The following is a 14,159-nucleotide window of genomic DNA, read 5'->3' as shown; positions in this document are numbered from 1 at the left end:
GTGCAACAAGAACGCACGCAGTACGTCGCCGCTCGAATTCATCGCTGAGGCTCAGTAGGTGCGGAGATCGCTTGGGTTTTTCCCTGCCTACAGCCTATAGGTATTTAAAAAGGAGTTGACAAAGGTTGAATTTCGTAGAGCTAGTTTTAAAAAAGCAAAAACAAGGTACTGCTCAATTATGCCTCGGTCGAGGGGGCTTCTTGAGCCTACTAATTACAATTAATAACAATTGGATTAATGATTAAATTAATATTAAGTAGTTAATGAAGAATGCCGGTGAGAGATCCTCCTCCTGAGCGATGTCTCCAGACAAACAGTAATTTAATTTCTACTCTAGAATAGTTAAAGTTTTGCATCATCCGCTGTCTATTTGTACTTTTGTGCGCTCGGAGTCGCTGGCACAGTCCTTACGCGATTCATTGTGCAGCGAATCCCCCAAAGAAGCGATCGCCGTAGAACATCGCTATCTTCTAAACCAGATATCATCCTTACCGGAGTTGTTTGACTGGGTTGAGCAGTACAAGCAACAAATTGATTGTTTGGTTTTACAAGAAGACTCATCGTTGCGCCCCCTCGTCAATCGTTTGTACGAACAAGGCATACTGCTGCCAGTTGTGATTTTATCTGGGGTAGCAGACGAAGCTAGTCAGGGAGCGACCACCCTAGAGGGGCAAAATCTCCCCCGTACCGCCCCGAATTCTACCCAAGCCTTGGAGACTTACATCTACCACCCTGGGGAAGTTTATGTAGCTGCAACCGAAGCGGACAAGATCGCGCGGTTGATTGAACAGGCGATCGCTCAGTTTCTTACTCTTGCTCCCACCTGTCTCCTGCCAGATCGCTCCATCACCGTCGATCCCATCACCGAGTTGCATACTCAAAATTTTCTCATGCTACAGCAGCGACGGCTGTCTGAAAAACTTAAGGAGCGATTAGGATACTTGGGTGTGTACTATAAGCGAAATCCACAGTCTTTTTTCCGCTATCTATCCCGAACCGAGAAGCAAGAACTTTTACAGCAACTCCGAGCAGAATACCGCAAAATTGTTCTCAGTTACTTTTCCACAGAGAGTACACTGAATCAAATAATCGACCAATTTGTGACAACGGCTTTTTTTGCCGATCTCTCTGTTTCTCAAATTGTTGAAATTCACATGGAATTAATGGATGATTTTTCCAAAAAATTGAAATTAGAGGGGCGGAGTGAAGAAGTATTACTAGACTATCGATTGACTTTAATTGATGTCATTGCTCACCTGTGCGAAATGTATCGCCGTTCCATTCCTAGAGAGTCATGAGCCTACGCTTTAAGCGATTCATTTAAAGCAGACTCCGAAAAAAACCTTAGACTTTAGACAATCCCGATTTCCCACTCCAAAACTCTTACCCTAATCCCTAAGCTATGAGTGCGCTAAAGAAAACTTATGTTCTCAAGCTCTACGTTGCTGGAAATACTAGCAATTCTGTACGAGCTTTGACAACACTCAAAAATATCCTCGAACACGAGTTTCAAGGTGTCTACGCTCTCAAAGTGATCGATGTTCTCAAAAATCCGCAACTGGCAGAGGAAGATAAAATATTAGCCACACCCACCTTAGCAAAAGTATTACCACCTCCAGTCCGCAAAATCATTGGGGATCTTTCAGATCGGGAAAAAGTCTTGGTAGGGCTAGATATTCTCTATGAAGAACTTGCTGAAGCCGAAGCGGATTTATAAACTTTAATTCGGACTGGAGACTTTAGACTTTAAACTGTTGTAGGTTTCCTAGCCCGTTTCTGCAAGTAGAGCCAATTTTTGCGACGGAAGAGCGATGAGTAAAACTAATCCGATTGAGCCACAAGCCGAATTGGCTCCGGTGGGAGTACAAAAAATCCGGACGATGATTGAAGGCTTCGATGATATTAGTCATGGAGGCTTACCTTTAGGGAGAACTACCTTATTCAGTGGTACTTCTGGAACTGGCAAGACATTATTTGCCGTTCAATTTCTTTATCATGGAATTGCCTATTTTGATGAGCCTGGGGTATTTGTTACCTTTGAAGAATCTCCTACCGATATTATCAAAAATGCCTCCAGTTTTGGTTGGGATCTGCAACGCTTAATTGATGAAGGAAAGTTATTTATTCTGGATGCTTCACCCGATCCGGAAGGGCAGGAAGTCGTCGGGAACTTTGACCTTTCCGCCCTAATTGAGCGGATTCAGTACGCCATTCGTAAATACAAAGCTAAGCGGGTTTCTATCGATTCTGTCACCGCTGTTTTTCAGCAATATGATGCTGCTTCTGTGGTACGAAGAGAAATTTTTCGCTTAGTAGCTCGCCTCAAACAAATTGGCGTCACTACGGTGATGACGACGGAACGGCTCGAAGAATATGGCCCCGTGGCGCGGTTCGGAGTAGAAGAGTTTGTTTCCGATAACGTGGCAATTGTCCGCAACGTTTTGGAAGGAGAACGCCGTCGTCGCACGATTGAAATTCTTAAACTTCGTGGCACCACTCACATGAAAGGGGAATACCCTTTCACCATGACCAATAATGGCATCAATATTTTCCCGCTAGGAGCGATGCGGCTTACCCAGCGTTCTTCTAATGTCCGGGTGTCTTCGGGTGTTAAAACCCTTGACGAAATGTGTGGAGGTGGATTTTTTAAAGATTCTATCATTCTAACAACGGGTGCCACGGGTACTGGCAAAACGCTTTTAGTCAGCAAATTTTTGCAAGTTGCCTGTACGAACAACGAACGTGCCATTTTGTTTGCCTACGAAGAATCTCGTGCCCAACTGTCTCGCAACGCCTACTCTTGGGGCATTGATTTTGAGGAGATGGAACAAAAAGGATTGCTGAGAATCCTTTGCACCTATCCAGAGTCGGCTGGGTTAGAAGACCACTTGCAGATGATTAAGTCGGAAATTGCTGAATTCAAGCCGTCTCGCATTGCCATTGATTCGCTTTCGGCATTAGCTCGAGGCGTCAGCAACAACGCCTTCCGGCAGTTTGTGATTGGTGTTACAGGTTATGCCAAGCAAGAGGAAATCACTGGCTTTTTTACCAATACCACAGACCACTTTATGGGTTCCCACTCGATTACGGATTCCCATATTTCCACCATTACAGACACGATTTTGATGCTGCAATATGTGGAAATTCGCGGTGAAATGTCCCGCGCTATCAATGTCTTTAAAATGCGGGGTTCGTGGCATGAAAAAGGCATCCGCGAGTACACGATTAGTGATGCAGGAGCTGAAATTAAGGATTCGTTCCGGAATTACGAACGAATTATCAGTGGTTCTCCTACTCGGATTGCGGTTGATGAAAAGAGCGAACTCTCCCGAATTGTCAGAGGGATGAGGGAAAACACTGACGATACAGAAATCTAATACTGCTTTCAGCATCTGGAATCGGTAACGACTCTATCTTTAGGCTTATATCCGAAGATATACGGATATAAGCATTTTCTCACCCACAACCCGGAGTGCGGTCATTTTTCCTAATTTGGAAGCAGATTGAAAACGGTTAAATCGCCTAGAAGCCTTGATTTTACGAGAAAATCCAGAATTTATTGTCTTGAGAATTTTAGTCTTCTTTACAGAAACTTTATACTTCTGCGGTCAGCTCTCTTTTTATTTAAAGCTTAAGTAAAGATAAGCTCTCAGCCATAGCAATATTTTTGAAGGAAAGATTAAATATAAAGAACATCAGTCCGGATATTTACGGAGTTACCCGAATCTTTAAGGCTGGGGTACTGAAGAATACAAAATAGTCGCTTTCATCCAACCACAGCCTAGGGGAGGAGATTGAGTCAAATGCCGACCTTAAAAAAATCTCAACTTCAGTTAAACAATTTTCAACTGCTCAATGAGATATTTTTCCCGAAAAACTATGAAGCTGATTCCAGATTGAATCTGAAGCAAATCTGGGAGAAAGCTGCACTGCAATGGGAACAAACTACCCCTTCTCAAAAAACTCCTAAAGAAATTTGGGAGAATATTCCGACAGGCAAACATTTTGATTCGATTTTGGATCTGGGTTGTGGATATGGCAGACATGCTGCCTATCTTTCAAAACAAAAAAAAATTACCTGCAATCAGTATTACGGAATAGATATTTCCGAAAATATGCTGCGTCGGATGTTGACCTTTCATAAGGCATACAATTTATTCTCTTCATCGGATTTTTCTTTGATTTGTATGCCAATGGGTCAGTTGCCCTTTGAGGACAATTCAATAGAATTTGTAATCTCAAGTAGTGTTTTTCTTCACCTAGAAAAACAACAACTCAGCAAGAACCTGGCAGAAATTGCTCGTGTCATCAAGCCAGGGGGAGTCTTTATTTTTGAGGATTTATTTTACAACCGATACTGTCCGGCAAATATTCTGGATAACGTTTTGAGGAAAGTCAGGAAATCCGGACTCAATTTAGCCGATTTAAAGCAATACTCGTTGCGGGAAATCAACTGGCTGCTGAAAAATTCCCAACTCTCGCAAAAATGCCCCCAATACACGATAAAACCCCATAAATCTGCCCTGCTACCAGAACAACTGAGGGGAGTTGATATTTCTGCTTCGCCAGATATCGATCGGGAAATGAATCCTTCCAAATTTTTAAAAGGAATTTTGGCGAGTGGTTATTGCGTTTACTCGAAAGGTTAAAGTTTAAAGGCTAAAGAAGAGACGCGATCGCGCCTCTTCTTTTTAGGGCTTTCAACGAGCATGGAGGGATTCGAACCCCCGACCCTCAGAACCGGAATCTGATGCTCTATCCACTGAGCTACATGCCCTAATAACTTGAATAGTATAACATTTTTTGGGATTTAGCAATTCGGGCATTCCAGATGCTGTTACTTTACGGTAAATTGGTCAGCGGTTGGGCGATGCCTCTCAAAGAAAATGATTCGCTTTGCACCTGACGCCAGAAGTCTTCATTTTGATTGCTCCTGGTCTATATCAGCCTTTTTTTTGCTGCTGAATCGGAATCTCTATAATAAACTCTACGCCCTGTAAGGGTGACGAAATACAGCGAATCTGTCCCCCGTGACGCTCCACCACAATCGAGTAGCTGATAGACAATCCCAAGCCAGTGCCAGCTCCCACCGGCTTCGTCGTAAAGAAGGGGTCAAATATCTTCTTTTGCACTTCCTTTGTCATGCTAGGCCCATTATTCCCAATCCGGATTGCAACCCGATCCTCCTCTACAACAGAGGTGCGAATCCAAATCGTAGGCGATTGTTCATGATTCATGGTTGATTGTTCATGGTCATGACCCGTGAACGATAAACCACAAACCTCTTCTAAGGCATCAATTGCATTACTGAGAATATTCATAAATACCTGATTCAACTGACCTGCATAACAGGCCACTTTAGGCAGGCGAGCAAATTCTTTAACCACCTCAATCCCCAATCGGTTTTTCTGGGGTTTGAGCCGATGCTGCAAAATTAACAAGGTAGATTCAATGCCTGAATGAATATCTACTGGCTTCATTTCTGCTTCATCCAAGCGCGAGAAGTTTCTCAATGACAGCACAATAGATTGGATACGTTCGGCTCCTACCTGCATAGAAGATAAGATTTTCGGGAAGTCTTCTTTCAAATATTCCAATTCAATTGTCTCCATCTCTCGCTGAATTTCTGGAACTGGATCGGGGTAAAACTGCTCATACATCTGTATAAGATTGAGCAAGTCTCGCGCATAGTCATTTGTAGGGGCAAGATTGCCGTAAATAAAATTTACTGGGTTGTTAATTTCATGGGCTACTCCTGCCACCAGTTGCCCAATACTAGACATTTTTTCTGCCTGAATCAGCTGGGCTTGGGTGCGTTGCAATGCGCTTAAAGTGAGTTCTAGCTGTTGTGCTTTCTCTCTTTCTCGCGCTTCTGCTTGCCGCAGCGCCTCCAGATTAGATAGCTGAAGATGAAGGTTGATGCGTGCTAGAAGTTCATTTTTCGAGATTGGTTTAATGAGATAGTCGTTGGCACCAGACTTAAATCCTTCTACCTGGTCTGATACTTGATTTTTGGCAGTTAACATCAAAATGGGAAGTTCGTTCAGCGAATACTGTTCGCGAATTTTTTTGCAAACTTCATAGCCAGTCATGCGCGGCATCATTACATCCAATAAAATGATGTCAGGTCTTAACCCCTGCGCGATCGCTGCCAATGCTTCTATGCCATTAAAGGCTTGAGTTAAGGAATAGTTTTGCTCCGATAGATAGTTGACCAGCACCTGCACGTTAACTGGCTCATCATCCACTATCAAAATCTTGACATCGCCACTTTGGGTTGCAAATTGCTGTTTAGCAGGTTGCAAGTTTCCAAGTCGAGGTTTCAATTCTTTAAACTTAAACCTTTCTTCAACCTTCAATTCTTCAACCTTCACCTCTTTTGAGAGGGGTAGGGTAAACGTAAATTGGGAACCAACGCCCATTTGAGATTCTACGCAAATTTCCCCATTGTGCAATTCCACTAGCTTTTTAGTAATCGCCAGACCAAGACCAGTCCCTCCATAAATTCTTGCTGTTGAGCCATCAGCTTGTTCAAAAGATTCAAAGATTTTGCCAAATTTCTCTGGGGGGATACCAATTCCCGTATCGGCAACGGTAATCGCTAGATAAGGTAAATATTCAGCGTCAGAAGAATCTTCCTTCTGCCCCTCCTCGACCACAGATGCCGACACTTCTACCACACCAGAATCTGTAAATTTAATAGCATTACCGACCAGGTTGTAGAGAATTTGTTGCACCCGATCTTCATCAGCATTAACAGACGGTGTATTGGGAGCAATTTTATTGAGCAGTTGCAAAGATTTCTTACCAATTAGAGGCTGGCTGAGAGTCAGCACTACGTTGGTAATTTCTCTCATTCCCACCGGCTTGATTTTAAGCGGTAGATTTCCATGTTTCAGTTTAGAAAAATCAAGGATATCGTTGATCAAATTGGATAGCCGGTGAGCGCTCGATACTACCATCGATAGATTATAAATTGTCTTCTCAGGCAAATGCCCCGTTACACCATCTATCAAAGATTCGGTAATGCCAATGATGCCATTAAGCGGGGTGCGGAGTTCGTGGGAGGTATTTGCCAGAAACTCGTCTTTTAACTCCTCCATCCGTTTGCGTTCTGTAATGTCTTGGAATCCACTCAGCATTGCTTGCTCGCCGTTGAATGCGATTGGCTGAATGGATAAATTAATCCAAAATGGCGTTCCATCTACCTTTTTTGCCTGAAATTCGTAGTTGCGGACGTACCCATTTTTAGCCAGTATCTTCAGCAACTCTTTTCGAGCCTCAGGATCGTAATGAAATTCTTGTGCCTGACGACCTATCAATTCTTGCGTGGATAGACCCAAAGTTGAGCTACACGCCATATTCGCATACAGAATTTGGCTGTCAGATACACGACTTATCAGTAGAGGAACCGGAGTAGTTTCGGCAATCAATCGAAATCGCTCTTCGCTTTCGCGTAAGCGATTTTCTGCCTGCTTGCGCTCGTCAATTTCTTGCTTGAGGTCAGCATTTAATGCTGTCATCTCATCATAGAGTTTGGCATTCTCTAGAGAGATAGCAATTTGAGAAGACAGCATTTCCAAAACTTTCAATCGGTCAGGTGTAAAAGCATTAGTTGTCAGATTGTTTTCAAGATAAAGCAGACCAATTAGATGCGTTTGCTTAATAATGGGAAGACATAATATAGATTTAGGTTGATATTGTAAAACGTAAGGATCTGATTTAAATAAGCCTTGGTTAGTGGCATCGTTTAAAACTAAATTATTCTTCGTTCTTTTTACATAATTGACAATAGCAGGAGAAACCTTCTGACTGGATTCTACGGGAATAAATTGGAGAACGGTTACCTCAGCCCGATCGACTTCTCCCTCAGCAGCGATCGCTAAGCTGCCTGATTCTTCCAGAATGAGAAAGCCTTTCTGCGCTCCAGCATTCTCAATCACAATTTTCATCAACTTTTCTAACAACTTGTCTAAAACGATCTCACTCGCTAAGGTTTGGCTGGCTTTCACGACTGTCGTTACATCCAACAATCCCGAATCGCTGCCAGTACTAGAAGAAATTATGTTGCTCACACCCCCAGCTTTGCCGGTTACAGATACTCCGGAAAAGAACTGCGGATATTTTTCTTCCACATGATTCACTTTAGCGATCGCGCCCCATTTAAGATAGCCATAGTGAGCTTCCAGAATATGGGCTTTTGCTAGCACAGTGTATTCTTTACCGAGAAAGAACTTTGCCGCTAGTTCATTGGCTATCGCTTCGTTCTGGATATAATCATTTTCTCTAGCTGAGTTAATTGACTTTTCATATAAATCCAAAGCCTCCCCCTCTTTGCCGGTAATTCGCGCTATTTCAGCGGACATTAGTAAATATTTGTGCAAAAAGTTGTCTGGGCAAGCTTCAGACCACTTCCTCATCTTTTCTAGATTTATCAATAGATTTTCCATTGCCTGCTCTTTCTCTGCTTCCAGCAAAGTAGGATAAAGAGCTGTTTGAATTAAAGTAGAATAAAAATAATGTTCCGGTATCATGATGGTCGCAAAGGGAATCGAGATCAGTGTTTCCCCTTCTGCGATCGCTTTCATCGCATCATCATATTCCTCGTATAAATAAAGTAGTTGAGCCTTTAAAATACAATAAGTAACATAAAGAGCTGGAACTTTTTTCAATTCATCCCAATGCTCTTCCTCTTTAAAATTATTATCGTTAAAACTTGTTTTTTGTTCTGTTTCTCCTTTTAAACTTAAAACAAACTTTTGGATAACTAAAAACATATCAATAAAAGAGCGTATTTTCTTTTTTGAGGTAAACTCTAAATATTTTTGGGATTCTTGATAAACTTCATCCAAATTATCTCCTTTAAATGTTAATTTAACAGCTCGATAGTAAGCTGAATAAGTAGCCCATTGAAAATCGCCAATTTCAATTCCGTCCTGAAAACCATTTTTTAGATATCCCTCACACTCTGTCCTCAAATGATTTTTCCAATGACTAATATACGAACCAAAAATCATGTTGAGTTTACATTTGAAAGTTATATTATTAAATTTTTCATTCACTTTTAAGGCTAATTCACCATATTGATAAGCTGATTCAAACTCATCTCTTCCTGCCAGAGTCCATCCATAGGACATATAGGCAAAAGAAGTAACATTTGAATTGCCATATTTTAAAGATATATTCACCATTTTTAACATTATTGAATCAAATATATGCTTCCCAATAAATCGGGCAGGCGGAGTCATATTTATAAGAATCTTGGTAGCAGCTACTTTCTCCAAATCGGTCATATCTGGCGCATCAATCAAATCCTTAACCTCTCTCCCTGCGAGATTAGCTTTAACCTTTTTGGCCTCAGATTCTATTAGTTTCCTTAGTTCCTTTTCACCATCGGGGAGAGAGATACCAAATAACCTCAATCCTGCTTTACCGATTTCAATCGCTTCTTTAGTTTTCATCAAGTTAGTTGTATATATAATGATTTTCATAATATATACACTTGCTTTTTCTAAATTAGACGCGGCTTTATTTAAAATAATTTCAAAAAACTTTTCACATTTATTAATATTTCCGTTCAGGTATTCGCATTCTGCGCGTTCTTTATAAAGAGATAGTATTAACGGATACTGGAATTCCCAGTCTTTCTCTGAAAGCAGTTCCATTCCAGCAGTTATATATTTTAATGCCGGTTCAAAAGCTGTAGATAGCTTTGCTTTTTTACCAGCCGTTAGATTTAAATTTGCTAGTTCATATTTTGCCTCTTGATTAGTTATGATATCTTTGCCGCAATTAAGCTGATTAACTATATCAAAAATTTTATCTTCTAGTTCTTCTCGATCTGTATTTTTAAGTAATAGCTGACCTACTTTGAGATGAACCTGTTGTTTATCAGTTTCTGGGATTAAGGAATAAACTGCCTGCTGTACGCGGTCATGCAGAAATTTGTAGGCAACAGCTAAATCATTATTGAGAGAAACATTTAAAGTATCTTCTGTATAATCTTGAACGTATTTATATGCATTCCCAATGGGTAGAATCAGCCCTTCCTTAAGGGCTTCCCTAAGTTCAACAGAAGTTTCTCCCTGAGACTTTTCATTAACAATCGATAAAACTTTTAAATTGAATTCGTTGCCAATACAAGCTGCAAGTTTTAGGGATTTCTGAGTAGACTCAGACAGCTTTTTAACTTTTATCACCATTAACTCAACTACATTATCCGTGATTTGCATTCCTCGAATTTTTTTAAGATCCCACTGCCAACATCCCTGTTTTAAGTTAAAGTTAAACAAATTTTCTTCATAAAGAGATTTTAAAAACTGAGTTAAAAAGAAGGGATTACCATTAGTTTTATTAAAAACTAACTTTGCCAAAGAATTTGTTTTTGTTGATTCAGATTTAAATGTGTCGGCAATCAGTGAATTAACATTATTAATAACTAAAGAGTTAAGAGAGATATTATTTACTGCAATATCGCTCTTTTTCAGTTCGTCCAATGTCAGCATTAAAGGATGAGTTGCACTCACTTCATTATTTCGGTAAGCCCCAATCATGAGTAAGTATTTACTATCCGGATCGGTCATTAGCAGATAAATTAATTTTAATGAGGCTGAATCGGCCCATTGTAAGTCATCTAGAAATAAGACTAGGGGATGGTCTTTTGTCGTAAAAACACTGAGAAACTTTTGAAAAACTAAATTCAATCGATTTTGGGCTTCTGTCGGAGCAAGTTCTGGAACTGGTGGCTGTTTGCCGATAATGAGTTCCACTTCTGGAATTACATCAATAATGACTTGACCGTTGCGACCTAGAGATTCTAATAGTTGTGTTTTCCAAAAGTCTATTTTTTCTTGGGTTTCTGTTAAAAGTTGTCGAACTAATTCTTGAAAAGCTTGAATTAAAGAAGCATAGGGAATATTCCGTTTAAATTGGTCAAACTTGCCGGAAATAAAATATCCTCTTTGCCGTACAATTGGTTTATGAATTTCATTAACTAAAGCTGATTTACCAATTCCAGAGAATCCTGAAACTAGCATCATTTCAGTCGAGCCAAGGCTGACTCTTTCAAAAGCTGCCATTAGAGAAGCAATTTCAGAGTCTCGACCATAAAGTTTTTGGGGGATTTGAAATTTATCAGAGATATCGTGTCTACCGAGTGGGAAATCGCTAATTTTCCCTGTACTTTCTAGATGGGTTAGACAAGTCTCTAGATCGGCCTTGAGTCCAAAGGCACTTTGATAGCGATCTTCAGCATTTTTAGATAATAATTTCATTACGATGTCAGACACCGCTGGTGGAATGTTTGGATTCAGATGATTGGGTGGAATTGGAAGGCTGGCAATATGGCAGTGAACTAACTCCATCGGATCGTTAGATTGAAAAGGCACCCTTCCAGTTAGCATTTCGTAAAAGGTGACACCTAAGGAATAAAAGTCGGTACGATAATCAATTGAGCGATTCATTCTCCCCGTTTGCTCTGGTGATATGTATGCAAGGGTGCCTTCTAGCAAATTGGGGTTGCCAATCATCTGGTTTTCTCTGGACAGACGCGAGGCAATGCTAAAATCGGTAATTTTTACCAATCCCGTTTCCGGATTAATAAGGATATTTTGAGGCTTAATATCCTTATGAATAATGTTATTTTGATGGAGTTGACTAATTGTTTCTGAAACATTAATAATTATTTGAATAATTCTTTTTAAATCAATTTTGTTTTTTAAGAGAAAATTTTGTAGCGAATCTCCTCCAAAATCTTCCAAGATTAAAAACAAATATTGATTATATCTTTCTAGCTCTAAAGGTTTAACAATTCCTGGGATAGGTAAGTTATAAGCAATTTCATATTGATGTTTAAGCTTGGCAATTTCCGTGAGAGCTGGATACTCTTGCCAAAGACTCTTAACAATAACAGGTTGCTCATCATGATGGCGATATCCTCGATAAACAACGGTTTTTGTTCCCTCGTAAATTTTTGATGTGATTGTATAACCTGGAATTTTCAGCATAATTTGGTTTGTGTCTCAACTGGTAACTAGAGTCAAATACAGTGTTCGACTGGTCAGGAATATGCCAGGGTATTTATACAGTAATCGTTCGCCAAAGTGCAAAGTTAATAATCTGGCTACAAATGTTGCTGTCAGCCTATCTTTGGTATAAGGTTAGCCAGAAAAGTAATGACGCAGACTAAATTTAAACGGGGAATCAGTGTAAGAACTTCTGTATTTAAATGTTCAATCTGCTGGCAACACAGCGTCAGAATTGCTGATTCTGCTCTTGATGCCTGAAAAACAATCCAGCTTTGCTGTTTTCTGGGCATAGTGGTCTACTAAGGCGGTGAGTATTCTGATTGTACAGAGTGACGGCTGTGGCATCACTCTGTAGTAGCACCAAGCAATATTAAAACTATTAATATAACCAATCTTTACGGGTAAACGGCAATTTCCACTCTTTATCTGCTCGTCGCCGCAATAGGACTTGATAAAGCCCCATGTGGTTCTGTTCAAAGGCAAGAGCGAAACCAATCAGATAGAGTCGCCATAATCGGACTTTACGTTCGCTGCTGAGGGCGATCGCTTTCTCCATCACTGCATCCAAATTAGCTGCCCAACAGCGCATTGTTTTAGCGTAGTGCATCCGCCAAGCATCAACATCGACAATCTCCCATCCCGTCTCTTCAGCGACAGCTAAAGAATCGGACAACCTGGACAGCTCTCCGTCTGGGAAGATATAACGTTGAACAAAGCGTTCGTTGAGGCTGGAACCGTCCCATTTTTCTGACGCGGTAATGCCGTGATTAAGAAACAAACCCTCAGGCTTCAAGGTAGAGAAGGCACTCTGAAAATAAATCGGGTAGTTTTTAATTCCTACGTGTTCAACCATCCCAACTGAAACAATTTTGTCAAAGGTTGGCGTTTGGGGTAAGTTTCGATAGTCGAGAAGCTCGACTTTTAGCTGGGTGTCCAAACCTTCTTTCGCGATCGCTTGTTGGTTAAAAGCCAGCTGCTCTTTACTCAGAGTAATGCCATATCCCTTCACTCCGTAATGAGTTACAGCCCAGCGTAGCAAAGCTCCCCAGCCACAGCCAATATCTAATAAATATTCACCGGGTTTTAATTGGAGTTTACGGCAGATCAAATCAAGCTTTGCCTGCTGAGCTTCTTGCAGGCTCATCTGAGGATGTTCAAAATAGGCACAAGAATAGACGAGTAAAGGATCGAGCCAAAGACGGTAAAAATCATTGCCGACATCATAGTGATATTGAACAACTGCCAAGTCGCGATCGCGACTATGAGCGATCAATTTCTGCCAAGGTGATTTCTCTGGCTGCGATAAAGGCAATTGGGGTAGACTCAGTGCTTCCATCCAAGCTTTGATTGCTTTGCTGCGATCGCATTGGGAAAAGGAAAGCGCTTCTAAGAGCATCAGATCGTCGATGTTACCTGTAAAGTCTAAAAAGCCCCGAAGGTAAGCTTCCGCTAGAACCAAAGGATCTTGACTCAGAATTAGCGTCCGGATGACTCCGGGATGATGAATCTGCAAAGTGAGTTGAGGAAGCGAGTCATCAAAAGTTTCATTGGTCATTATCTTGTCTGTCCCCCAGCAATCGATGCAGAATTTCAGAGGCAGTAGAGAAAACCGTTCGCTCAAGATATCTCGGATGCCGGTAGGAACAGAAGAATATGACATAGTTGATTTAGCGTGTTAATGGTTATGTGTCAGTAGCAATTGGGGATTTTGGATTTGCTCTCACCCAACGGTGAGGCAACCTTAGCCTGACGATGTAGAGCAACAACGCCGAAATGGTACTAATGATGAGTTTTCAACTCAGCACCATTCATATCTACAGAGGAATAACCATTAATCACTAACAGCGCGTGAAATTTTTCTACACTTGTCTAATCGCAGGCGAGACGACTGCGCGATCGCAGATTCGCCAAAGTTGCATAAACATGGCGGTAGAAAATCTAGCAATTCTCTATTGGATACAGTATGGTTTAACCCCACCCCAACTCCTGCCCGCTTTTCCGGGAGGGATTCAATATTCCCTCTCCGTTCACGGAGAGGGGTTGCGGGTGAGGTTCTTTATATTGCACTAAGAGTGAAAACTCCTATAAACCTAATTTGTAGAGGTAGGTAATCTCCACTAAAAGTAGGGGCAC

General features: G+C 41.0%; 7 protein-coding genes and 1 tRNA gene. 5 read left to right on the top strand and 3 right to left on the bottom strand.

Annotated elements, in window-relative coordinates; translation table 11 throughout:
• Positions 1–350: 350 nt before the first annotated feature.
• The 4 genes from NDA06_RS12440 (at position 351) to NDA06_RS12425 (ending at position 4,649) form a co-directional block, all read left to right on the top strand.
• Positions 351–1,298, top strand: coding sequence for a circadian clock protein KaiA (locus tag NDA06_RS12440; protein ID WP_190986794.1), 948 nt, complete (start codon positions 351–353; stop codon positions 1,296–1,298).
• Between the two features lie 104 nt (positions 1,299–1,402).
• Positions 1,403–1,717 carry a circadian clock protein KaiB gene (gene kaiB, locus NDA06_RS12435; RefSeq protein ID WP_190415941.1) on the top strand — a complete coding sequence of 105 codons (315 nt, stop codon included), beginning with the start codon at positions 1,403–1,405 and terminating at the stop codon, positions 1,715–1,717.
• 94 nt (positions 1,718–1,811) lie between these two features.
• Positions 1,812–3,377: a circadian clock protein KaiC gene (gene kaiC, locus NDA06_RS12430; protein ID WP_190415940.1), complete on the top strand. Its 1,566-nt coding sequence runs from the start codon at positions 1,812–1,814 to the stop codon at positions 3,375–3,377.
• 426 nt (positions 3,378–3,803) lie between these two features.
• Entirely contained in the window at positions 3,804–4,649 is an 846-nt protein-coding gene (locus NDA06_RS12425; RefSeq protein ID WP_190986793.1) for a class I SAM-dependent methyltransferase, read from the top strand.
• Between the two features lie 55 nt (positions 4,650–4,704).
• Here NDA06_RS12425 and NDA06_RS12420 read toward each other — a convergent pair.
• The 3 genes from NDA06_RS12420 to NDA06_RS12410 form a co-directional block, all read right to left on the bottom strand.
• Positions 4,705–4,777, bottom strand: a tRNA-Arg gene (locus NDA06_RS12420).
• A 166-nt stretch (positions 4,778–4,943) separates the two neighbouring features.
• The gene (locus NDA06_RS12415; protein ID WP_190986792.1) at positions 4,944–12,005 is read right to left on the bottom strand and encodes an ATP-binding protein; all 7,062 of its coding nucleotides are present in this window, start codon (positions 12,003–12,005) and stop codon (positions 4,944–4,946) included.
• Between the two features lie 400 nt (positions 12,006–12,405).
• Positions 12,406–13,686 (bottom strand): class I SAM-dependent methyltransferase, encoded by a 1,281-nt coding sequence (locus tag NDA06_RS12410; RefSeq protein WP_190986791.1) that lies wholly within the window; start codon positions 13,684–13,686, stop codon positions 12,406–12,408.
• 188 nt (positions 13,687–13,874) lie between these two features.
• On the opposite strand from NDA06_RS12410, the gene NDA06_RS12405 reads away from it, so the two are divergent.
• Positions 13,875–14,096 (top strand): hypothetical protein, encoded by a 222-nt coding sequence (locus tag NDA06_RS12405; RefSeq protein ID WP_190523971.1) that lies wholly within the window; start codon positions 13,875–13,877, stop codon positions 14,094–14,096.
• Positions 14,097–14,159 lie beyond the last annotated feature (63 nt).

This window comes from Trichocoleus sp. ST-U1, assembly GCF_039961835.1.
Lineage (GTDB): Bacteria > Cyanobacteriota > Cyanobacteriia > Cyanobacteriales > FACHB-T130 > FACHB-T130.
Note: the sequence above shows the minus strand (reverse complement) of the source record. Positions and strands in the feature narration are given on the sequence as shown.

Excerpts from the sequence above, each read along its gene's own strand:
- kaiB (WP_190415941.1), top strand. The coding sequence starts at position 1,403 with ATGAGTGCGCTAAAGAAAACTTATGTTCTCAAGCTCTACGTTGCTGGA.
- kaiC (WP_190415940.1), top strand. The coding sequence starts at position 1,812 with ATGAGTAAAACTAATCCGATTGAGCCACAAGCCGAATTGGCTCCGGTG.
- NDA06_RS12425 (WP_190986793.1), top strand. The coding sequence starts at position 3,804 with ATGCCGACCTTAAAAAAATCTCAACTTCAGTTAAACAATTTTCAACTG.
- NDA06_RS12415 (WP_190986792.1), bottom strand. The coding sequence starts at position 12,005 with ATGCTGAAAATTCCAGGTTATACAATCACATCAAAAATTTACGAGGGA.
- NDA06_RS12410 (WP_190986791.1), bottom strand. The coding sequence starts at position 13,686 with ATGTCATATTCTTCTGTTCCTACCGGCATCCGAGATATCTTGAGCGAA.